We start from the raw sequence: 21,406 nt of genomic DNA, 5'->3' as shown, positions 1-21,406 counted from the left end.
AGGTCCCCTGATCGTCGCCGACCCGCTGGCGGCCCCGGGACGGCGGGGTCAGGCGCGGTCGAGCGCGTCGGTCAGCAGGTCGCGGGTGAGCTCGACCTGCCACTCACGCGCACCGCCGGCGCGCAGGGTCGCCGCCACGCTGTCGGCGTCCCGCGACGGCGGCGGGCTCCACATCAACCGGCGGACCAGGTCGGGGGAGAGCAGGTTCTCGACCGGCACCCGGTGCTTCTCCGACAGCTCCGCCAGGCCGGCCCGGGCCACCTGCAGCCGGATCGCCGCGGCGGGGTCGCGGTCGGCCCACCGGCTGACCGGTGGCGGGCCGTCACCCGGCTTGCTGTGCTGCGGCAGGTCCGACTCCGGCAGCTCCCGGCCGCGGGCGAGCGCACCGAACCAGGTGCCCACCAGCTTGCGGTTGGCCCGGCCGCGGAAGACCGGCAGCTCGAGCAGGGCCGCCTCCGACCGGGGATCGGCCTGCACGGCGGAGACCATCGCGGCGTCGGGCAGCACCCGGCCCGGTGCGACGTCGCGGCGCCGGGCCAGGTCGTCGCGGGCCTGCCACAGCGAGCGCAGCATGCCCAGCTGCCGGCGGTTGCGCAGACCGTGGACGCCGGAGGTGCGCCGCCACGGGTCGGCCTTGGGCGCCGGCGGGCCAGCGGAGAGGATCGCCTCGAACTCCTGGCGGGCCCACTCGGTCTTGCCCTGCTCCTCGAGGATCGCGGCGAGCGCGTCGCGCAGGTCGACGAGCACCTCGACGTCCAGGGCGGCGTAGACCAGCCACTCCTCGGGCAGCGGCCGGGTGCTCCAGTCGGCGGCCGAGTGGCCCTTCTGCAGCGAGTACCCGAGCAGCGACTCGACGACGGCACCCAGGCCCACCCGCGGCAGCCCGGCCAGCCGCGCGGCCAGCTCGGTGTCGAAGACACGGGTCGGCACCAGGCCGATCTCGGCCAGGCACGGGAGGTCCTGGTTGGCCGCGTGCAGTACCCACTCGGAGTCGGCGATCGCGTCCTGCACCACCGACAGGTCCGGCAGCGGCACCGGGTCGATGAGCCCGGTCCCCGCACCGGCACGGCGCAGCTGCACCAGGTAGGCGCGCTGCCCGTAGCGGTAGCCGGAGGCGCGCTCGGCGTCGACGGCGACCGGGCCGGTGCCGGCGCGCAGCGCCTCGGCGTACTCCACCAGCGCGGTCGAGGTCTCGACCACCGGTGGCAACCCGTCGCGAGGAGCGAGCAGCGGGATGGCCGGAGGAGACGCCGGCTCCTCGTCCGGTGCCGGGATGGGCTCGGTGCTCAGCGCTCGTCCACCTTCTCGCCCGTGTCGTCGACCAGTGCAGTGCCGGGAGCACGCAGCCTGCGCGGAACGGGACCGCAGGAGGCCGGGGAGGGCAGCCGGCGCGGGGCCTGGCGCCCCTGTCGGACACCGATGTTACGGAGTCCCGCTCGCGGGGGGATCGGAGGGACCCAGCAGCCGCACGCCGGGCGGGGGGAGGCCGGCCGCGTTGCCGAGGACGTCGAGCCAGGCGGTGAGGTGGCGGTCCAAGCGGGAGTCCTCGGCCGTCCACGACGCGCGGATCTCGACGTCCACGGAGTGCTCGGGGCCGGCCAGCGCACCGAACCGGGTCGACGCGGTGCGGGTGACCGTGCCGCCGACGGCGTGGTGCGCGGCGCCGGCCTCGGTCAGGGCCTCGGTGAGCCAGCTCCACGCCACCTCGGAGAACATCGCGTCATCCACCATGTGCTCGTCGGTGGCAGCCGACAGGTAGCCGACGCAGCGGGTCGTGCCGGCCCAGGACTCGTGGCCCGCGGGGTCGTGCAGCACGATGAACCGCCCGCTGGCGACCTCGACCTCCTCGTCGCCGTCCTGCTCGGTCACCAGCGCCCCGATGGCGTGGGCGTAGGGCGCCAGCCGCTGGGGCGCGGGGATGTGCTCGAGCTGGATCTCCGGGCGGACGGTGACGCCGGCCAGCGCCTGCAGGGCAGCGCGGAACTCCTCCGGGGGGTCGTCGCCGGGGCGGTCCCCGGGGCCGCGCCCGGCGCCGGCCAGGCTGGAAGGCTCCACGCTCGCAGGGTAGGACCGAAACCGGGCCCGCGCCGCAGACGCGCCGCACCGTTCTGGGAGGATGGACGGTCGTGACCCGCGCTGGCGACCCCCGGACCCTCCCCGCCGACTCGGACCTGGTCAGGGCCGCCCGCGGCCTGCCGGTGTCCCGGACCCCGGTCTGGTTCATGCGCCAGGCGGGGCGGTCACTGCCGGAGTACCGGGCGCTGCGGGCCGGCACCCGCATGCTCGAGGCCTGCCAGGACCCCGAGCTGGTCACCGAGATCACCCTGCAGCCGGTGCGCCGGCACGGGGTGGACGCCGCCATCCTGTTCTCCGACATCGTGCTGCCGCTGGTGGTGGCCGGCATCGACATCGAGATCAAGCCCGGGGTCGGCCCGGTCGTCGCCTCCCCGGTGCGCACCGTCGCCGACGTCGACGCGCTGCCGCCGCTGGAGCCCGAGCGGCTGGCGTTCCTCGAGACGGCGGTGCGCCGCCTGGTCGCCGAGCTCGGGTCGACCCCGCTCATCGGGTTCGCCGGCGCGCCGTTCACCCTGGCGACCTACCTGATCGAGGGCGGGCCGTCGAAGGAGCACGCCCGCACCAAGGCGTTCATGTACGCCGAGCCGGAGGCCTGGACCCGCCTGCTGGACCGGCTGGCGGTCTCGGCGGCGACGTTCCTCCGCGCCCAGGTCGACGCCGGTGCCTCCGCCGTCCAGCTGTTCGACTCCTGGGCCGGCGTGCTCTCGGCCGCCGACTACGCCGAGCGGGTCCTGCCGCACTCCCGCGCCGTGTTCGACGGGCTCGGCGACCGGGACGTCCCGCGGGTCCACTTCGGCGTCGGCACCGGGGAGCTGCTGGCGCTCATCGGGGACGCCGGGGCCGACGTCGTGGGCGTCGACTGGCGGGTGCCGCTGGACGAGGCGGCCCGCCGGGTGGGGCCGCAGCGCTCCCTGCAGGGCAACCTCGACCCTGCCGTCCTGCTGGCCGACCGGGAGACCGTCGACCGTGAGGTGCGCCGGGTCGTCGAGCAGGGCCGGGCCGCCCGCGGCCACGTGTTCAACCTCGGCCACGGCGTCCTGCCGGAGACCGACCCGGGCGTGCTCACCCACGTCGTCGAGCTGGTCCACGAGCTGACCCGGCGATGAGCCGGCGCCTGGTCGTCGTCGGGGCCGGGATCACCGGCCTGGCCGCCGCGTTCGAGTGGCGCCGGCGGCGTCCCGACGACGAGATCGTCGTCCTGGAGGCCGGCGACCGCGTCGGCGGCAAGCTGGGCCGCGTCGAGCTGGCCGGGCACTGGTACGACACCGGCCCCGAGGCGATGCTCGCGCGGGTGCCGGAGGCGGTGCAGCTGGTGGAGCGCCTCGGTCTGTCCGACCGGCTGGTCGCCCCGGCCACCACGCAGGCCGCCGTCGTCCTGCCCGACGGGCGCTTCCCCCTGCCGGCCGGGACGGTCCTCGGCGTGCCCGCCTCGGTCGACGGGCTCGAGGGTGTGCTGACGCCGGACGGCGTGGCGCGGGTGGCCGCCGAGGCGCAGCTGCCGCCGCTGACCCTGGACGGCGACGTCGCGGTGGGGGCGCTGCTGCGCGAGCGGCTCGGCGACGAGGTGGTCGACCGGCTGGTCGAGCCGCTGCTCGGCGGGGTGTACGCCGGGCGGGCCGACGAGCTGTCCCTGACCGCCACGATGCCCGCCCTCGCCGCGCACCTGCCGCGCGAAGGCTCGGTGCTGGCCGCGGCCGCCGCCGCCCGGGACGCCGGCGCGCGCAGCCGGTTCGACGCCGACGGGCCGGTGTTCGTGACCGTCTCCGACGGCATCGGCGGGCTCCCCGACGCGCTGGTGGCCGCCGCGCGGGCCGACGTCCGGCTGCGGACCCCTGCGCACGCGCTCACGCGGACCGCCACCGGGTTCGAGCTGTCGATCGGCCCGGTCGCGGCCCCCCAGCGGCTGACCGCCGACGCCGTGCTCGTCACCGCCCCGGCGCCCAAGGCCGCGCGGCTGCTCGCGCAGGTCGCGCCGGCCGCGGTCGAGCCGCTGCAGGGCATCCCGTACGCGTCGATGGCCGTGGTCGCGATGGCCTTCCCCGCGCAGGAGGTCGCGGCCGGGTCGGGCCTGCTCGTGCCGCCGGTGACCGGGCGGCTGGTCAAGGGCGTCACGGTGTCGTCGGCCAAGTGGCCGCACCTGGCCGGCGAGCACCTGCTCGTCCGCTCGTCGGTCGGCCGCTTCCGCGACGAGTCGGAGCTGCAGCGCACCGACGAGGACCTCACCGCGGCCGTGGTGGCCGACGTCGCCGACCTGCTGGGTCTGTCCCGCCCGGAGCCGGTGGCCACGCGCCTGGTGCGCTGGGGCGGGGGGCTGCCGCAGTACCTCGTCGGGCACGCCGACCGGGTGGACGCCGTCCGGGCCGCGGTGACCGAGGTGCCGGGGCTGGGGATCGCGGGCGCGGCGTTCCGCGGCGTGGGCGTGCCCGCGTGCATCCGCGACGCGTACCACGCCCTCGACGCGCTGGGCTGACCCTCAGGGTCCGCGCCGCTCGGCGACCGGCCGCTCGTCGCCGTCCTCCCGGTACAGGACGACGACGTCGTGTCCCAGCGCGTCGAGCTCGTGCTGGAGCGCGGAGGCCAGGTTCAGCCCGTCGCGGGTCCACGCCGCCCACTCGGCCTCGTCGCCGGCGCGGTGCTCGGGCGGGGGCGGGCCCCAGTCCCACCGGGCGGCGTGCTCCGCGTACCGCTCGTTCCAGGCGGTCAGCCGGGCGGTCAGCTCCGCCGAGACGCCCAGCGTCCCCGGCTCGATGTCGCCGACGCCGCCGGGGGAGCGGTCCCAGAGGAAGGCCCCGCCGTGCTCGGCCATGAGCAGGACGACGGGAGGCGGCCGGGCGTCCGGGTCCATGCGCGCAGTCTCCCCACCCGCGCAACCGGCGTCCGACGCCCGCGCGCGAGAATGGGCGCATGAGCGAGCAGACCGACCAGCGCAGCATCGGCAAGCGGGCCAACGACCTCAACGCGACCATCCGCTACACGATGTGGTCGGTGTTCCGGCTGGCCCGCCCGCTCGGCGACGAGGGGCGGCAGCGCGTCGCCGACGAGGTGGCCGAGCTGGTCGCGGAGCTGGCCGGCAAGGACGTCGTCGTCCGCGGGACCTACGACGTGAGCGGCCTGCGGGCCGACGCCGACCTGATGGTCTGGTGGCACGCGCCGTCGGCGGAGGCGCTGCAGGAGGCCTACACCCGGCTGCGCCGCACGGCGCTGGGCCGGCACCTGGAGCCGGTGTGGTCGCAGCTGGCGCTGCACCGGCCGGCGGAGTTCAACCGCAGCCACATCCCGGCGTTCCTCGCCGACGAGGAGCCGCGCCGCTACGTCTGCGTCTACCCGTTCGTCCGGTCCTACGAGTGGTACCTGCTGCCCGACGAGGAGCGCCGGGCGATGCTCGCCGAGCACGGGCAGATGGCCCGCGGCTTCCCGGACGTGCGCGCCAACACCGTCGCCTCGTTCGCGCTGGGTGACTACGAGTGGATGCTCGCCTTCGAGGCCGACGAGCTGCACCGCATCGTGGACCTCATGCGCGAGCTGCGGGCCTCGACGGCGCGGCGGCACGTCCGCGAGGAGGTGCCGTTCTACACCGGCGTCCGCAAGCCGGTCGCCGAGCTCGTCGCCGACCTGCCCTGACCCCTCCCGCGACGATCATGGAGTTCGGGAAGGGACACCCCGTCGACGCGGGGCGGGTCGCTTCCCGGACTTCATGATCGCGGGTCAGGACCGGGCCGGCTCCAGGCGGATCGACACGCTGTTGATGCAGTAGCGGTCGCCGGTGGGGGTCTGCGGGGCGTCCTCGAAGACGTGGCCCAGGTGGCTGTGGCAGGTGCCGCAGAGGACCTCGGTGCGGACCATGCCGTGGCTGCGGTCCTCGCGCAGGACCACGTTGTCGGCCGACGTCGGCTCGTAGAACGACGGCCAGCCGCAGTGCGAGTCGAACTTCGTCTCGGAGCGGAACAGCTCCGCCCCGCACGCCCTGCAGGTGTAGACGCCCTGCGTCTTGGTGTCGACGTACTCACCGGTCCAGGGCCGCTCGGTGCCGGCCTGGCGGAGGACGGCGTACTCCTCCGGGGACAGCTGCGCCCGCCACTCCTCGTCGCTCTTGGTGACCTTCGGCTGGTTCTGCGCGGACGTCGTCATGCGGTCCACGGTACGACGCCTGGAAGCGCCGGATGATCACGGTCGGGGCCTGCCGGTCAGCGGCCCAGCCCGGCCTCCCGCGCCCGCACGATCGCCTGCGCCCGGTCGGTGACCTGCAGCTTGGTCAGCACGTTGGAGACGTTGTTGCGGACCGTCTTCGGCGACAGGTACAGCGCCGCGGCGATCTGCGCGTTGGACCGCCCGGCCGCGACCAGGTCGAGCACCTCCCGCTCGCGCGCGGTCAGCTGCGGGAACGCCGTCTCCGGGCCGGCCGGCCCCGCCGAGAAGAACTCCGCGATCCGGCGGGCCAGCGCCGCGCCGAACACCGCCCCGCCGCCGGCCACCGTGGTGATCGCGCGGACCACCTCCTCCTGGTCGGCGCCCTTGAGCAGGTAGCCGCGGGCCCCGGCGCGGACCGCGGCGAAGACGGTGCCGTCGTCCTCGCTCATGGTCAGCACCACGACCCCGACGGACGGCGACTCGGCGGTGATCCGCCGGGTGGCCTCGATCCCGTCGAGGACCGGCATCTGCACGTCCATCACCACCACGTCGGGCTGCTCCTCGCGGGCCAGCTCCACCGCCGCGGCGCCGTCGGCGGCGGTGCCCACGACGGTCAGCCCGGGCACCGAGCCGAGCAGCACCGCCAGCCCGTCGCGGTAGACCGGGTGGTCGTCCACCACGGCGATCCGCAGCGGTTCCTCCTCGACCGGTTCAGCCACGGTGTCCCCCATCGCTCCTGCGGGCCGCTGCGCTGATCGCTCGTTCCTCGCTGCGGTGCTCGCGGCCCTGTCCGCTCACCGAACCCCCTCCGTCCGCGGGCAGCACCGCCCGCACCACCGTGCCGCCCTCCGGCGGGCAGCTCACCGAACCGCGGCCGCCGAGCTCCGCGGCGCGCTCCCGCAACGACACCAGCCCCACGCCGGCGGGCGCGGCCGGGTCGATGCCGACACCGTCGTCGGCGACGGTGACGACCAGGGCGCCGTCGCCGTCGCAGGCCAGCGACACCCGCACCGCGGTCGCCGACGCGTGCTTGGCGACGTTGGCCAGCGCCTCGGAGGCGATCCGGTAGGCGGCCACCTCGACCGCCGCGGGCAGGTCGGCGAGCTCCCCGGCGTCCACGGTGACGTCGACCCGCGGGGCGAGCAGCCGCTCGGCCTGCTGGCGCACCGCGCCGGCCAGGCCCAGGTCGTCGAGTGCGGGCGGGCGCAGGTCGTGCACCAGCCGGCGGACGTCGCCCAGCGCCGCGGAGACGTCGTCCCGGGCCTGGCGCAGCAGCCGGTCGGCGTCCTCGGGGCGGGATGCGGCCAGGTTGCGCGCGGTGTCGATGCGCAGGACCACGGCACCCAGCGAGGGCCCCAGCCCGTCGTGCAGGTCGCGGCGCAGCCGGCGGCGCTCCTCCTCCCGCGCGGCGACCAGCTGCTCGCGGCTGGCCTGCAGCTCGGCGGCCAGCGCGCTGGCCCGCGCCGCCGCCGCGGCCTGCCGGACGACGTCGGCGAGCAACCGCTCGTCCCGGTTGACCAGCTGCGCGCGGACGCCGTCCCGCGGGAGCAGCAGCCGGCCCACCTCCTCGCCGCGGTAGGCGATCGGCAGCGACTGGACCGCGGTCGGGCGCCGGCCGGACTCCGCGAGCAGCTGCTGCCCGCCGGGCTGGTCGACCTCGACCCCCACGTAGGGCGAGCGGAAGGCCTCGGCGATGCCGGCCGCGACCGCCATGAGCTGCTCCTCGGCGCCGTCGGTGCGCTCGAGCCGCTCGGCCAGGCCCGAGACGACGCGGTAGGGGTCCTCCCGCTCGCCGAGCACCCAGCGCCGCACCAGGCGCCACGCCTGGGCACGCAGCGGCACGTAGAGCCCGGTGACCACGAGCAGGGCCAGCAGGGTGGCGTCCCGGTCGCCGAGCCGGTCGCCGAGCAGCGCGCCGGCGGCGGCGATCACCGCCAGGTCGAGCAGGACGACGGCGATCGCGAGGCCGCCGTAGACGAGGGTGCCGCCGAGCAGCCGGTCGATGTCGACCGCCCGCGGGCGGAGGATGCCGACGGCGATCGCGGCGCCGGTCAGCGTGACCGCCACGGAGAGGGCGAACGACGCCTCGTCTCCGGGGACGAACATCGTCGTCACCATCACCAGCAGGTCGACGACGGCGGCCCACAGCAGCCACCGCATCCGCCGCCGCTCCTCGCCGCCGGCCCGCCGGTAGCGGGCGACGACGGCCGCGACCGGGACGACCACGCCCAGCAGCGCCGCGGGGAAGGCCAGCCGCAGCAGCGGCAGGGCGACGGCCTCGGGCAGCGGCAGGCTGGTCGGGTCCAGGTCCAGCGAGCGGTAGATCGCGGGGGTCTCCGAGCCGGCGCGGGCGTCGGCGATCTCCGACGGCACCACCAGCAGCAGCGTCGGCAGCAGCGCGGTGGACGCCAGGCTCAGCACGGCCACGGGGCGCCAGCGCCCGGCCGGCAGCCTCCCGTCGGGGTAGAGCAGGAGCAGCAGGGGCAGCCCGAGCAGCAGCCAGGCACCGAAGCGGTTCACGAACCAGAAGGACGCCGTGGCACCGGGCAGCGGCGGGTCGTACTGCAGTGCGAACGTCAGCCAGGACTGCGCGACGCCGTCCAGGGCCCACAGCAGGCCGGTGCCCCCGACCACCCAGGAGACGGCGTTGCCCGGCACGCGCCGCAGCAGCAGGGCGGCGGGCACCGCGAGCCCGACGGCGGGCAGCCCGATGATCCAGCCGGGTGTGGCATGGGCCGCCTCACGCGCGGCGGCCGGGGTGAGCACGTCGAGGACGGTGGCCCCGACCGCGGCCGTCACCGTGACGGTGACGAGCAGCCAGCCGAGCAGTCGCAGCCTCGCCGTCGGGCCCTCGTGCGGGCGCTCCGGTCGCGGCGCGGGAGGGGGCTCCGGCGCCATGGGGGTCGACCCGGCGACCGGGACTGCTGCCTGCACGCGCGAGATCCTCGCCTGCCGGTGTCCCGGCCGTCACGAGGCAGCCGTCCCGTGTCGCCCGGGACGGCGACGGGGACCGGATCGAGGGCGCCGCGCCCTGGCTGCCCGGGACGCCGCCCCGAGACGGTTCCGGCAGGCGGTGCACAGGGCACCGCGACCACGACCAGGGAGACCCGATGTCCCTCAGCACCACGCCTGCACCGGCCCGCACCGACACCGCGGCGGTCCCGAGCCGCCCCACGCCCCGGACGGCGTCCACCCGGGCGGTCCGCCGGGCCGGCATCGCGGTCGCCGTGGGGTCGTCCGCCTGGGCCGGCTGCATCCTGGCCTTCGGCTTCAACGGCGAACCCGGCTGGCAGAACGTCGTCTACGAGATGTCGAGCCTGCTGTTCCAGATCGGTCTCGTGGCCCTCGTGACGGTGCAGCTGCGCACCGGCGCCATCGGCACCGGCAAGCTCGCCCGCTTCTTCCTCCACACCGAACACGTGCTGCTCGCCCTGGCGATGGTCTCCACCGTGCTCTACGCGGTCATCCCGCAGTACTACGAGGAGCCCTGGTTCCTGGCGCTCGACGCCTTCTGGCCCATCTCGATGATCGGCATGTTCCTCATCGGCATCCGGATCGCGATCGCCGGCCGCTGGACGGGCGCCGCCCGGTTCTGGCCGCTCGGTGCCGAGAGCTGGGCGCCGGTGAACATCCCGATCGCCCAGGCCCTCCCGACCCTGTCGCCCTACGTCGCCGCCGGTCACCTGCTCGTCGGCTACGCCGCGCTCGGCGTCGTCCTGGCCCTGCGCCCCGAACTGACGGGTGCCCGCGACTGAGGAAGGGCCGGCGCCCCGTCACCCCGTGACCCCGGGTGGCGGGGCGCCGCCGTGTCCGGCGGAGACTGGGCCGGTGAGCTCGCTGGACACGCCCCTGCCCGACGTCTGGTTCACCCGCGACCTGCCGGTGCTGCGGGCGATCGCCCGGCTGGTGGACGAGCCCCGGTACGGCGGCGCTCCGTACCTGGGGCAGGTGGTGCCGGCCAGTGGGCTGCCCAAGCCGGAGGTCGTCGCGGCGGCGCGGGCGCTGGTCTCGTCGGGCTACGTCGAGGCGCTGACCAACTACGCCGGCGAGATCGTGCGCTTCACCGGCATCTCCCCGGAGGCCCGCCGGCTGGCCGGGCTGTGGCCGACGCCGCAGGGGGAGTGGGAGCGGCTGCGCGAGCAGCTCGCCGCGCGGGCGGAGCACGCGCCCAGCGAGGTCGAGCGGGCCCGCTGGCGGGCGTTCGCCGACGCCGCGGCCGCCGTCGGGCCGGACGACGGGGCGCTGCTGATGTCGGCGCTCATCGGCGGCTACGTGCCCCGGGCACGGTGACCCCGGACGCGACAGCGCCCCCGCCCGGCGAACCGGACGGGGGCGCTGCGACTGATCAGGAGATCAGAGCGGGTTGACGTTCGCCGCCTGCGGGCCCTTCTGGCCCTGCTCGATGTCGAACGAGATCCGCTGGCCTTCGTCGAGCGAGCGGTACCCGCTGGTCTGGATGGCCGAGTAGTGGACGAACACATCCGGTCCGCCGCCGTCAGGGGTGGCGAAGCCGAACCCCTTCTCCGCGTTGAACCACTTGACAGTTCCTTCGGGCATTGCTCGCTCCTAGCTGAGGTGGTGCATCGGGGTCCTGCCATAGCGCAGGGCCTTCCCGACGCCGACGACCATAGCCGCCGGAGGGCGCGTGCGGGGGAGGGGGCAGCCGCCGGAGAGTCCCAGCCGGGTCTTGCGGGAATCCTGCGACTTCCTCGTGAGCAGCCTGCGGCGCGCCCCGGAGAGTCCTCGGTGCCGGGACGGACCCGGCGTCGACCACGAGGAACGGACTCCCGCCATGACCGCCGCCCTGCTGCCCACCACCGCCTTCGCCCTCCGCGACATCGAGGACCTCGCCGAGGCCGACCTCGAGGCCGACCTGGCCGAGCGCATGGCGGCGGCCGGCTGGGTGCTGAGCGCTCCGGCCGACGTGCAGGGGCTGGCGCAGTCGATCGGCGAGGCCGCCGCGGAGGCGGTCGCCGCCCACACCCTCGACCCGTCGGCGGTCGCCCTGCTCGCCTGAGCCCGACGGCCGGGGACCGCCCCGAGCACCATCCGCGCCGTGGGAGCGCCGCCCCCGCGATGTGCGGCGAGGTCGGCGACGACACCACGCAGCCGGCTCAGAGCAGGCGGCCGGGGTCCTCCGGGAAGGCACGGCCGGAGGACGGTGCCCCCGAGTAGTCCGGGCCGCGGACCGGGGACGACAGGGTGCCCGCGGGCAGCGCCAGGGGCTCGGCACGCCAGGACGGGACCTCGATCGGCGGCTGCTCGGCCCAGAACTGCTCGGCCGCCCGCTCCCGCTCCTCGCGCGACTCCCGGACGGCGCGCCGCCAGCGCCGGCCGCCGACGTCGACCCCGACGAGGACCGCGATGCCGACGGCCACGGTCAGGCAGGCGTTGGCCACCGCGGTGGCGACATCCAGCGGGGTCAGCTGCGGCCACCCGATGGTCTCGAGCTGGTGCCCGACGATCTCGACGAGGACGTAGAGCACGCCGTACACCAGGAACGACACCCGCACCGCGCTCACCTCCGCCCGAAGGAACCGACGCCCTCCCAACGGCAGGTCCGCTACCCGGGTGCAGGCTGGACGGCGCCTGCACGGGCGGCGTTCACCCTCCGGGGTGAGGGCTCAGGGCTGCAGGACCTCGTTCCACGGCCGCACCGTCCAGCTCGCGACCACCCCGCCCCGGACGAACGGGTCGCCGGCGATGAACTCCTCGGCCGCCTCGCGCGTGGTGAACACCCCCATCGCCTCGCCGTTCATCGGCTCCTCGAAGGTCCCGACCATGAGCAGCACGCCGCGGTCACGGAACTCGTGCAGCCGGGCCACGTGCGCCGGGCCGTGCTGCTGGGCCAGGGGCAGGAAGTCCTCGACCGCGCGGTAGGTCATCACGTACTTCATGGCCGGCATCCTGGCCCCTCGCGCCAACCGTCCGGGCGGTCCTCGGTCTCGGCCCGTCACCCGGACCGGCGGCGGGACGAGCGGATCGACGCCGGTCAGCCGGCCGCGGTCCTCGGCCGGTCGCCGGGCGGCAGTCGCATCGGCTCGACCGTGCAGCTCCGGGGGAGCGGGATCCGGGAGCGTCGTCCACGACGGCGGCATCGCTCGCGGTCACCGCGCGGGGCACCGTGCCGCGGCCGGCTCGTTCACGGTCAGCGGCGTCGACGTCGTGGCAGGAGGTGACGAGACCCTGTGCGCACTGGTCCTGGTGACGGCGCCGGTCTCCGGTTCCGCGGTGCGGTGGACCTCGCTCCCCGGGCGGGACAGTCCGAGGTCGTCCATGGCCTCCTCGTAGCACGCGTGCAGCAGGTGGACGCGGTCGACCAGCCGGCGCACGTACTCCTCGGACCGCCGGGCCGCTGTGGGTTCGGTCATCAGGTCCCAGAACAGCCACGCGACCTCCTCGCCCCACCCCGACCACACGGTGTCGAGGTGTGTGGACGGGATCCCGAGCGCCCGGGTGAAGCGGACGGCGACCTCGCGCCGCAGCCGCGAGGTGCACGCGCGATGGCGGAGCGCCGCCTGACGGTGCCGCGTCCACTCCGCGGCGGAGACACGCCACCGGCTGAGTACCGGCGGAGGTTCCACCACCAGGCCGATCGCCCGACCCAGCAGCGGCACGAGCAGGTGTCGCTGGCCGTCGGAGAGCTGGTCGTTGGCACCACGCAGCACGGTGGCCAGCTCGTCGTCCACGCAGCGGGGATGGTCGGTGAAGGCCTCACCGGCCAGCAGCGAGGAGTACTCCATGAAGCAGGCACCCCGGGCCGGGTGGCGGTGCCTGCCTCGGCCGAGGACCGGCATCCCGGTCGGCGGCGCCGGCGCGAGATAGTGGTCGGACATGGCTCTCTCCAGCTCCTGGGCGGTCAGGACAGATGGTCCCCTCACCGCGGCGTGCTGGTGTCCCACTCGATACGGCTGGGCCTGGCGATCGGGACGGACGAGGGCACGTGCACCGCGCTCCCTCTGATCCCCGCGACGCCGGTGCCCTTCGCCGCGGAGCTGGGGCCGGTCCGCGAGGGGATGCGCGAGGCCGTGACGAGCGGCACCGCGGTCCGGCTCGCCGACCTGCCCGCGCCAGTCGGTGCGAAGACCGGTACGGCTCAGGACGGCGGCCTCCCCGAGGGGGAGTACGACAACTGCGGTCGACCCGACGGGTACACCGATCACGGCACGGACGGGGAGGTTCCACACGCGCAGACCCGCTTTGTGCAGCACTGCGCGCAGGTAGATGCGGGCCGTCTCCAGGTCCGTGACCACTCCGTCCTGCAGCGGCCGGACCGCGGTGAACCTGGAGGCGCGCGGCCCAGGAGATCGGCTGCTTCCCGCCCGACGGCGAGGACCCGCTCCCGGCGAGTGCCGCCGCGGCTGACCAGCATGACGGTCGGTTCGTCGAAGACGATGCCGCGGCGGACGTCACTCACAACGGTGTTGGCGGTGCCCAGATCGATGCCGAGCTCCACCCATGGCCGCCTGACGCGCGGCCGCACCAGTCTGGGGCGGCGCCGGGGCCCGGTCCAGATCCACCGTCGCCGTCCGAGATCGAACCGACTCCGGCCGGCGCGACCGGGTGGCCTGCGCGCTACGGTTCGCGTACGGGGAGGACGGAGGTCCCCTGCGCGGTGGCAGGTGGGGCTGGGTCAGCACCGATGGTGGGCGCGGCGGGCGCGGCGCCCGCCGTGGAGGAGCTGCGCGTCCAGCTGGCCCACTACCAGGCGCTGGTGGAGTACGCCCCGGACGCGATCGTCATCCTGGACCTGGCCGCCGGGCGCTTCGTGTCGGTGAACGCCGCCGCCGAGCAGCTCTTCGGCATGGCCCGCGCCGACCTGCTGCGGGTCGGTCCGGAGGAGGTGAGCCCGCCGGTGCAGCCGGACGGGCGGCCCTCGGCGACCGCCTCGACGGCCTACCTCGCCCGGGCGCTGGTGGGGGAGCGGCCCCGGTTCGAGTGGACCCACCGGCGCGCCGACGGCACCGACGTACCGTGCGAGATCACCCTGCTGATGCTGCCCGACCCCGAACGGCAGCTGGTCCGGGGCAGCATCCTCGACATCACCGGCCGGCGGGAGGCCGAGGCCGCCCGCGCCACCGCGGTCGCCGAGCAGGCGGCCCGGCGGGCCGCGGAGGTCAGCGTCGCCCGGCTGCAGGCGACCGTCGCCGGGCTGAACGCGATCGTGTGGGAGCGCGATCCGACCACGTTGCGGCTGACGTTCGTCAACGAGCGCGCCGAGGAGCTGCTGGGCTATCCGGCGTCGCAGTGGCTGGCCGACGAGGGGCTGTGGGTGCGGATCCTGCACCCCGACGACCGCGAGGGGGTGCTGGCACGGGCGCGCGCCGAGGTCGACTCCGGCGCGGTCGACTTCACCCTGACCTACCGGGTGCGCGCCGCCGACGGCCGGTGGGTGTGGCTGCAGCACCTCGGCCACGTCGCCCGGGACGAGGACGGCGCCCCGCGGACGCTGCACGCGGTGCTCTTCGACGTCACCGAGGCCCGCCGTCGCGAGCAGGCCGCCGGTCTGCTGGCCGCCGCGGGTCGAGCGCTGACCGAACCCGGTGGCGTGGAGCAACGGCTGGCCGCGGTCGCCGAGCTGCTGGCCGGCGAGCTGGGCGACTGGGCGGCGGTGTGGCTGCGCGGCAATGACGAGCGCTACCGGCCCGTGGCCGCCGCACCCGCCGCCGTGGCCGACCGGGTGCTGGCGGTCGGGCCGCTGCGGGTGCCGTCCGAGTTCGCCGAGCTGGTCGACGCCGGCCGGGCCTTCGTCGTCCCCGAGGTCACCGAGCAGGTCCTGCGCGAGGCCGCTGCGGACGAGGACCGGTACACCGCGCTGGCCGGGTTGGGCGGCCGGTCCTGGCTGGCCGCGTCGCTGAGCGCCGCAGGGGAGTCGGCCGGGCTGCTCACCGTCGCCGCCGACACCCGGACCGGCTACGACGACGCGGACGTCACCTTCGCCGCCGACCTCGGCCAACGGATCGCCACCATGGTCACCACCGAGCGGCTGGCCGCCAGACAGCGGCAGCTGCAGGCACTCACCGCTGCGCTGGCCGCGGCGGGCACCGCCGCCGAGGCCGCGGCCGCCCTGACCGCCAACTTGCGCGAGGCCCTCGACGCATCCGTCGTGGCCGTCTGCACCCTGGGGGAGGACGGCCAGCTGCACACCATCGACCTGCAGGGTCACTCGCCCCGGTGGGCACCCCGGTTCACCACCATCCCGTTGTCCGCGTCCCTGCCGTTGGCCGACGCCGCCCGCACCCGCCACCCGGTGTGGCTGCCCGACCGGGAGACCCTGCTCGAGCGCTATCCGGACGTCGCGCCCTTCCTCCAGGCGCAGACCCAGGCGACAGCGGCGTTGCCTCTCCTGGCCGGGCACCGTCTCGTCGGCGCAGTCGGTGTGGTGTTCAGCCAGCCACGACGCTTCGCCGCCGCCGAGCGGACCTTCCTGCTCACGGTCGCCGGGCAGGCGGCCGCCGCGCTGGAGCGGGCCGCGCTGGCCGACGTGCGCCGGGAGATGGCCGACACCCTGCAGCGCAGCCTGCTGCCTGCCGCGTTGCCCCAGCCGGAGCGGCTGGCGGTCACCGCCCGCTACCTGCCCGCCGTCGCCGGGACCTCGGCCGGCGGGGACTGGTACGACGTGCTCGCCCTGCCCGATGGTCGGGTCGCCGTTGCGGTCGGGGACGTCGTCGGCCACGGCGCGCCGGCCGCCGCGGTGATGGGGCAGCTGCGCAGTTCGCTGGCCACTCTGCTGCTCGCCGGGTTCTCCCCGGGCCGGGCGCTGGAGTTCCTCGACATCTTCGCCGCGCCGATCACCGGCTCCCGGGTGAGCACCGCCGCCTGCCTGCTCCTGGACCCCGTCACCGGCGAGCTCACCTACAGCCGCGCCGGGCACCCGCCACCGCTGGTGGCCCACCCCACCGGTCCCCGGTTCCTCGACGACGGACTGGGACCGGCGCTCGGCCTGCTGCCGCACACCAGTGCCCGTCCCGAGGCGGTCACCACCGTGGCAGCGGGGACCAGCCTGGTGCTGTTCACCGACGGGCTCGTCGAGGTGCGGGGCGCCGACCTCGACGACGGCCTCCAGCGCCTGGCCGACGCCGTCACCGCCCGAGCGTCCGCGCCCCTGGACAGCCTCGTCGACGGTGCGCTGGCCGAGCTGGTCGGCCCCGCCGGCGCCGACGACGACATCGCCGTGGTCGCCGTCCGCCCGCTGCCCGCCCCGCTGCGCCTGGAGCTGCCCGCCGACCCCGCGCGGCTGGCGAGCGTCCGGCAGGCGGTGGCGGCGTGGGCCGCCGACGCCGCGGTCGGGCAGCCAGCCACCGAGGACCTGCAGCTGGCGGTCGGCGAGGCGGTGGCCAACGCCGTCGAGCACGCCTATCGCGACACCGGCCGAGCCGGCCGGGTGGACGTGGAACTCGCGGCCGACCGTGACGGCGGCGTGCGCGTGGCCGTCCGCGACGGTGGTGTCTGGCGCCCCCCGGCCGACCCCGGCTTCCGCGGCCGGGGCCTGCAGCTGATCCACGCGCTCACCGGTGACGTGGACGTCCACCACGGCCCGGGCGGAACGGTGCTGCGCTTCCGGCTGCCGCCGACCACGGCGCTCACCGAGGCGACACCGCTGGTCCCCGACGTGACGCGGACATCGCCGACGCTGGCGGTCACCGAGGCGGACGGCCGGCGTTGCCTGGAGCTCACCGGCGACCTGGACCTGGCCGGGGTCGAGGGGGTGCGCGCGGCACTGCTGACCCAGCTCACCGCTCACCGGCCGGCCACCCTGGACCTGACCCGCCTCGGGTTCGTGGCCAGCGTCGGCGTCGGTCTCCTGCTCGAGGCCGCCCAGGTGGCCGGCGACGGCATGGACGTCGTGTTGCCCACCGGTGGGCCGGCGCGGCGAGTGCTGGACCTGGCCGGCCTCACCAGCGTTCTACGGGGAAGGGAGCGGCGGGATCCGCGCTGACCGGGTCCGCATCCGCTCGATCCCGACCAGTGAGGCGATGGCACTCCTCTGCTCCTCGTCCGGAGTCACTCCTCCTGAGCTCCCCCTCGCTACGTCCGTCCTCTCACGGGTCCGGCCCACGTCTCCGGCCAGTACGCCGGGCGGCTCTGACAGGTCGGTGACGGAGCGGTGACGTGGTCGGGCTGCACTGGAGGAGTGGAAGCCCGCGGAAGTCGCGCGTCCGCGCATCGCCACGAGCAGGTGCTCGGGCGTTCGCCGACGAGGTCTGGCGTGCCCAGCCGCGCATCCGGATCGCCAGCGGGGCATCCCGGACCGCACAGCCGGTGGCGACCCGCACGAGTACCGGGAGTACCTGCCGGCTGCCGGTCTGGGCGAGGCGATCTCCCTCGGCACCGTCATGCGCGACGCCATCCAGGCTGCACACGGTCGGCGGTACAGCGTGACCAGCGCCGTCGGGCTCTATCCCACGTCCGGGACGTCCGACGACTGGCATACTCACGCGGCTTCCTGGAGTCCACGAACAGCAGGGCGCTGGGCTTCACGATCGACTGGGGACCGCAGCGGGCGTCGATCTCCAAGGGCTTCCACCCCGACTACTCGGACATGGTGCCCATCATCGAGGAGATCACGGCGGCGCTGCTGGCCTTCTGCCCCGCGGTCGCGAGTCGCAGCCTCGAGCTCCAGCGGGTCGACGCGGGCGCAGCCGTGCCCGATCCGAGGTCGCGAGCAGACACCGTGGCGGACGTCGCAGACCGGCGCGGGCAGCCTCGTCTCCGAGCGACCTCCCGGAGTCGCGTGCCCTCGAGGTGCGCGGCTCCGCGACTGTTCCATGCTGGTGGCCGAGGACGTTCCGGCGGCGACGACTGTCGAGCCGCGGGTCACCGGTCCCAGCCGACGAGGGCTCCGCCGCTGGCGCGCCGGGCTGGACGACGGCAGGACGACGCGGGCGGGCGACGACACCGCCTCGCTCGCCACCCGCCTCTCCGTGACGCCGCGGTGACGCCGTGGCTGCTACACCGGCACGTGCTGATCGGGCTCGATCACGGGCGCGGACGGCCGGACCCAGGGGATGAGGATGACGCCCACGGACGAGGGGGACGACGCCCGGCGGGTGCAGCGCGGACGCAGGGCGGGCCGTTCGGTGAGCGGTGCTCCGTTCCCGCCCGGGCGGTCACAGCGCGACGGTCCGGAACGGCCGACCCGGCAGGTACCCACGGCACCGGACACAGGGTCCCCGGGGGAGACGGACGCTCCGCCACCGACGACGGCGAAGGAGGAGGACGACGATGGCGCGTGAGCTCGCGCTGGAGCGCGGTGTCCGGGAAGCACTGCGCATCGAGGGCGCACCCTTCCCCCCGGTCGAGCACGCACCCGGGGCGGACCGGCAGCCCCGTCCTCAGGAGCCGGCCCTGGTCCGCACGGATCCGGAACCGCTGGACCTGACGGAGCTCAGCCCGGCCGCCGAGACGACCCGCGCGGACGACCCGGATCCGTCCGGCAACCCCGATCCGGTCGTCTTCCACGGGTACGCCCCCGCCGGCCCGCTCGACAAGACGCTGACCAACGCGGCCGACACGAGCGGCGCGGACACCGAGCCGGACGTGATCATGATGTCGGGCAACTGGTTCTGCGACGTGTCCGACGACGCCGGCGCGACGTGGCGGCGGCTGGACCCGACGACGATCTTCTCGGAGACCTTCGCCGGCGGCTTCTGCTGCGACCAGGTGATCACCTACGTCGACTCGATCGACCGGTTCGTGTGGTTCCTGCAGTACAACGCCGACGCCGGCGGGCAGGGCGCCTTCCGCATCGCGGTGGCGTCGTCGGACTCGGTGCGCAGCGATCCGACAGCCTGGACCTACTGGGACTTCGTGGCGGGCGATTTCGGCTCTGCCACCAGCGACATGGACTACCCCGACCTGGCGTTCTCCTCGACCTTCCTCTTCGCCAGCACCGATGTCTTCGCAGCAGGCGGGCGGCTGGTCGTCCGCATCCCGCTCGCGGACCTGCAGGCCGGCGGCACCGTCAACTTCGAGTACACCGACCCGGCGCAGTCGACGAGCGCCTGGGGCGCGCATCTGGTGCAGGAGACCCGGTCGCGGGCTGTCTGGGCGGGGCATGTGTCGAACTCGACGCTCGAGGTCTTCGTGATGCCCGACGGCGGAAACACCTACTCGTCGTTCACCGTGCCGGTGGCAGCGTGGCCGAACGGTGCCCACAGTTCCGTCGGTCCCGACGGCAACGACTGGCTGACCAAGCTGGCCAACTTCCCGAACTTCGCGGTCACTGGGGGCGTGGAGCGGGACAGTGGGCACGTGATGCTGGCCTGGAGCGCCAGCGCCGGGAAGGGCACGAGCAGTGGTTTCGACTTCCCCAACACACACGCGCGGCTGGTCGAGGTCGACCTGGCCGCCCAGACGGTGGTCAGCGAACTCCAGATCTGGAACCCCGACTATGCCTTCGCCTATCCCAGCCTCGGGGTGAACGCGCGCGACGACGTCGGCGTGATCCTGGGGTGGGGCGGCTCGAACGACCATGCGAACTGTGCCATGGGCATCATCGGCGACTTCGTCGTGTGGTTCCGCGACGGCAGCACCCGGACCGTCCAGCGGTTCGGCGACTACCTGACCACGCGCCGGGGACGGCGCAACGGCCGTCTCTTCGGAGCCTGGGGCTACTTCGTCACCGAGGTCCCCGGAGATCCGAACGCGTGCACGTACAACCCCTTCTACGCCCGCTACGGCCGAGCCTCGGCGTGAATGGTGGTGTGCGGCCATGACCAGGAGAAGTCGGCGCTCGCAGGCGACGGTGCGTCACCGGTTCTGGGTGGAGGTCGTGTTGGCGGTCACCGCCGCCGCCCTCGCGGTCGTCTCGCTGATCTGGCACGACTGGATCGAGATCCTCTTCGAGGTCGAGCCGGACGGCGGCAGTGGCGAGTTGGAATGGCTGCTGACCGCCGCCCTGGCCGTCCTGGCGGTGGGTTTCGCGCTGGCGGCGCGGGTGGAGTTCCGTCGCGCCGCGGCGAGCCTGCCTCCAGCGTGACCGGCTTCTCAACGGTCCCAGTCGGGGCAGCAGTCGTCGAGGACCGTTGACGACTGGACGTGAATGCCAGCGTCAGTCGCTCTCATCGCCGGCCGGGGTGCCGGTCCGGTGACGCCGATCAAGCGATGATCACGGCTCGATCGTCCACATCGCGACCAGACGTGCCCGAGACATCTCGCGTGACCTGAACTGCCAGCAACCCGGCGAAGAGGCCGTCCCATGACCGATCGCGCTCTCCTCAGGAGCGCCGTCGCACCCGAAGCCGTACGGGCGGCGCTGGCTGCGCGGGCCGATGAACTGTTGACGGCCGCCCACCCGCACCAGACAGGGGCCATGGCCGATGTCCGGGAGGTCGAGTACCGCGGCCATCGAATCGAGGTGCGCACCAGTTACGCCATCAGCGTGGACGGCCGTCCGTTCGACATCCACATCGTCGTCGACAACGAGGGTCGCGTCTTCTACCACGGCATGCCCACACGCGACTTCCCCTCGGTGATCCACCTGGTGGAGAAGGCCATCGACCAGTTCCCCGACGACTTCGGGCCGGGAGCGGAGCCGGGTGAGACGGGCGGGGGGCGGGATCGGCGGCACCGGCAGCCCGGTCACCGACGGCCCGTTCACACCGGACGAGTACCGGGTGAGGATCGAGTCCGCCTCGCTCGTCGAGCTGCGGGCCACCGACCGCGGCTTGCGGCGCGATCTCGGCGGATTCGCCGACGCGCCCGCGCTGCCCACCTCGGATGACGTGAAGACGACGGTCAGCGACGACCCGTCTGACGACGAGCCCTGAAACCGCCGGCCCGACAGCATGCGCAACCGACTCGAGGGCTGGCGGCCCTACGGCATGCACAACAAGGTGCACGTGTGGGTCGGCGGCGACATGGCTCTGCGAGCTCACCCAATGACCCGGTCTTCTACCTCAACCACTGCAACGTCGACCGCATCTGGGAGGGGTGGATGTCCCGTCACGGCCGGACATACGAGCCGCCCCAGTCCGCGTCGGCGGACCTGGCCGGTCACCGGATCGACGACCCGCTCTACTCCATCCTGATCCAGACGCCGGTGACCCCGGCGCAGGTGCTCGACGCGTCGGTGTACTTCACCTACGACGCCCTGCCATAGCCGCGGGCGTACTCCAGCTGCGTTCGGCGTCCTCGCTGACGCGATGACCGACACGTCCCCAGAGGAGATGTCCCGCGGCCGGCCCCGGGCGCCGGGGCC

Annotated in this window: 23 protein-coding genes and 1 pseudogene; 12 read left to right on the top strand and 12 right to left on the bottom strand. The window is 74.8% G+C overall.

The window, feature by feature from the left end:
* Positions 1-48 precede the first annotated feature (48 nt).
* Together ACI79C_RS02050 and ACI79C_RS02045 are read right to left on the bottom strand one after the other, a co-directional pair.
* The gene (locus ACI79C_RS02050) at positions 49-1,200 is read right to left on the bottom strand and encodes an HRDC domain-containing protein (protein WP_456943939.1); all 1,152 of its coding nucleotides are present in this window, start codon (positions 1,198-1,200) and stop codon (positions 49-51) included.
* Positions 1,201-1,422: 222 nt separating this feature from the next.
* The gene (locus ACI79C_RS02045) at positions 1,423-2,055 is read right to left on the bottom strand and encodes a DUF3000 domain-containing protein (RefSeq protein WP_456943938.1); all 633 of its coding nucleotides are present in this window, start codon (positions 2,053-2,055) and stop codon (positions 1,423-1,425) included.
* A 71-nt stretch (positions 2,056-2,126) separates the two neighbouring features.
* Between ACI79C_RS02045 and hemE the strand changes: the two genes are divergently transcribed.
* Together hemE and hemG are read left to right on the top strand one after the other, a co-directional pair.
* Positions 2,127-3,182, top strand: a complete 1,056-nt coding sequence (gene hemE, locus ACI79C_RS02040; protein ID WP_456943937.1) for a uroporphyrinogen decarboxylase — start codon at positions 2,127-2,129, stop codon at positions 3,180-3,182.
* Positions 3,179-4,546, top strand: a complete 1,368-nt coding sequence (gene hemG / locus ACI79C_RS02035) for a protoporphyrinogen oxidase (RefSeq protein ID WP_456943936.1) — start codon at positions 3,179-3,181, stop codon at positions 4,544-4,546. The genes hemE and hemG overlap by 4 nt, the downstream gene beginning before the upstream one ends.
* 3 nt (positions 4,547-4,549) lie before the next feature.
* Here the strand turns inward: hemG and ACI79C_RS02030 are convergent, their stop codons facing one another.
* On the bottom strand, positions 4,550-4,921 hold the full coding sequence (locus tag ACI79C_RS02030) for a hypothetical protein (RefSeq protein ID WP_456943935.1): 372 nt from the start codon (positions 4,919-4,921) through the stop codon (positions 4,550-4,552).
* 59 nt (positions 4,922-4,980) lie between these two features.
* On the opposite strand from ACI79C_RS02030, the gene hemQ reads away from it, so the two are divergent.
* Positions 4,981-5,697 (top strand): hydrogen peroxide-dependent heme synthase, encoded by a 717-nt coding sequence (gene hemQ / locus ACI79C_RS02025; RefSeq protein WP_456943934.1) that lies wholly within the window; start codon positions 4,981-4,983, stop codon positions 5,695-5,697.
* Positions 5,698-5,781: 84 nt separating this feature from the next.
* Here the strand turns inward: hemQ and msrB are convergent, their stop codons facing one another.
* From msrB to ACI79C_RS02010, 3 genes are read right to left on the bottom strand one after another with little or no spacing between them, the layout of a single operon-like run.
* Complete coding sequence (gene msrB / locus ACI79C_RS02020) at positions 5,782-6,204, bottom strand: peptide-methionine (R)-S-oxide reductase MsrB (protein WP_456943933.1); 423 nt, start codon at positions 6,202-6,204, stop codon at positions 5,782-5,784.
* A 56-nt stretch (positions 6,205-6,260) separates the two neighbouring features.
* Complete coding sequence (locus tag ACI79C_RS02015; RefSeq protein ID WP_456943932.1) at positions 6,261-6,923, bottom strand: response regulator; 663 nt, start codon at positions 6,921-6,923, stop codon at positions 6,261-6,263.
* Entirely contained in the window at positions 6,916-9,138 is a 2,223-nt protein-coding gene (locus ACI79C_RS02010; protein WP_456943931.1) for a histidine kinase, read from the bottom strand. Before ACI79C_RS02010 ends, ACI79C_RS02015 begins: the two co-directional genes overlap by 8 nt.
* A gap of 176 nt (positions 9,139-9,314) precedes the next feature.
* Between ACI79C_RS02010 and ACI79C_RS02005 the strand changes: the two genes are divergently transcribed.
* Complete coding sequence (locus ACI79C_RS02005) at positions 9,315-9,959, top strand: hypothetical protein (RefSeq protein WP_456943930.1); 645 nt, start codon at positions 9,315-9,317, stop codon at positions 9,957-9,959.
* 73 nt (positions 9,960-10,032) lie between these two features.
* Entirely contained in the window at positions 10,033-10,494 is a 462-nt protein-coding gene (locus ACI79C_RS02000; RefSeq protein WP_456943929.1) for a hypothetical protein, read from the top strand.
* Positions 10,495-10,557: 63 nt separating this feature from the next.
* Here ACI79C_RS02000 and ACI79C_RS01995 read toward each other — a convergent pair whose 3' ends face one another.
* A complete protein-coding gene (locus ACI79C_RS01995) occupies positions 10,558-10,761 on the bottom strand; it encodes a cold-shock protein (protein ID WP_012948038.1) in 204 nt (67 codons plus the stop codon).
* 235 nt (positions 10,762-10,996) lie between these two features.
* On the opposite strand from ACI79C_RS01995, the gene ACI79C_RS01990 reads away from it, so the two are divergent.
* The gene (locus ACI79C_RS01990; RefSeq protein WP_456943928.1) at positions 10,997-11,221 is read left to right on the top strand and encodes a hypothetical protein; all 225 of its coding nucleotides are present in this window, start codon (positions 10,997-10,999) and stop codon (positions 11,219-11,221) included.
* 97 nt (positions 11,222-11,318) lie between these two features.
* Here ACI79C_RS01990 and ACI79C_RS01985 read toward each other — a convergent pair whose 3' ends face one another.
* From ACI79C_RS01985 to ACI79C_RS01970, 4 genes are all read right to left on the bottom strand, one after another.
* Positions 11,319-11,717 (bottom strand): hypothetical protein, encoded by a 399-nt coding sequence (locus ACI79C_RS01985; RefSeq protein WP_456943927.1) that lies wholly within the window; start codon positions 11,715-11,717, stop codon positions 11,319-11,321.
* A gap of 111 nt (positions 11,718-11,828) precedes the next feature.
* Positions 11,829-12,101: a YciI family protein gene (locus ACI79C_RS01980; RefSeq protein ID WP_456943926.1), complete on the bottom strand. Its 273-nt coding sequence runs from the start codon at positions 12,099-12,101 to the stop codon at positions 11,829-11,831.
* Between the two features lie 210 nt (positions 12,102-12,311).
* A complete protein-coding gene (locus tag ACI79C_RS01975) occupies positions 12,312-13,040 on the bottom strand; it encodes a hypothetical protein (protein ID WP_456943925.1) in 729 nt (242 codons plus the stop codon).
* Positions 13,041-13,363: 323 nt separating this feature from the next.
* Entirely contained in the window at positions 13,364-13,621 is a 258-nt protein-coding gene (locus ACI79C_RS01970; protein WP_456944237.1) for a hypothetical protein, read from the bottom strand.
* A gap of 225 nt (positions 13,622-13,846) precedes the next feature.
* Here ACI79C_RS01970 and ACI79C_RS01965 point away from each other — a divergent pair, with 225 nt between their 5' ends.
* The 3 genes from ACI79C_RS01965 to ACI79C_RS01955 all read left to right on the top strand — a co-directional run bounded on the left by ACI79C_RS01965 (position 13,847) and on the right by ACI79C_RS01955 (position 20,185).
* Entirely contained in the window at positions 13,847-17,143 is a 3,297-nt protein-coding gene (locus ACI79C_RS01965; protein ID WP_456943924.1) for a SpoIIE family protein phosphatase, read from the top strand.
* A 1,286-nt stretch (positions 17,144-18,429) separates the two neighbouring features.
* Entirely contained in the window at positions 18,430-19,902 is a 1,473-nt protein-coding gene (locus tag ACI79C_RS01960; protein ID WP_456943923.1) for a hypothetical protein, read from the top strand.
* Positions 19,903-19,918: 16 nt separating this feature from the next.
* Entirely contained in the window at positions 19,919-20,185 is a 267-nt protein-coding gene (locus tag ACI79C_RS01955) for a hypothetical protein (protein WP_456943922.1), read from the top strand.
* Between the two features lie 129 nt (positions 20,186-20,314).
* On the opposite strand, the gene ACI79C_RS01950 is transcribed toward ACI79C_RS01955, so the two are convergent.
* Positions 20,315-20,791: a hypothetical protein gene (locus tag ACI79C_RS01950; protein WP_456943921.1), complete on the bottom strand. Its 477-nt coding sequence runs from the start codon at positions 20,789-20,791 to the stop codon at positions 20,315-20,317.
* A 31-nt stretch (positions 20,792-20,822) separates the two neighbouring features.
* Between ACI79C_RS01950 and ACI79C_RS01945 the strand changes: the two genes are divergently transcribed.
* From ACI79C_RS01945 to ACI79C_RS01935, 3 genes and pseudogenes are all read left to right on the top strand, one after another.
* On the top strand, positions 20,823-20,975 hold the full coding sequence (locus ACI79C_RS01945; RefSeq protein ID WP_456943920.1) for a hypothetical protein: 153 nt from the start codon (positions 20,823-20,825) through the stop codon (positions 20,973-20,975).
* A gap of 74 nt (positions 20,976-21,049) precedes the next feature.
* Positions 21,050-21,136, top strand: a pseudogene (locus tag ACI79C_RS01940) (tyrosinase family protein); the annotation flags it as partial.
* A 6-nt stretch (positions 21,137-21,142) separates the two neighbouring features.
* Entirely contained in the window at positions 21,143-21,307 is a 165-nt protein-coding gene (locus ACI79C_RS01935; RefSeq protein ID WP_456944242.1) for a hypothetical protein, read from the top strand.
* The last annotated feature ends 99 nt before the right edge of the window (positions 21,308-21,406 follow it).

The sequence above is a fragment of the Geodermatophilus sp. SYSU D00697 genome (assembly GCF_054050175.1).
Note: the sequence above shows the minus strand (reverse complement) of the source record. Positions and strands in the feature narration are given on the sequence as shown.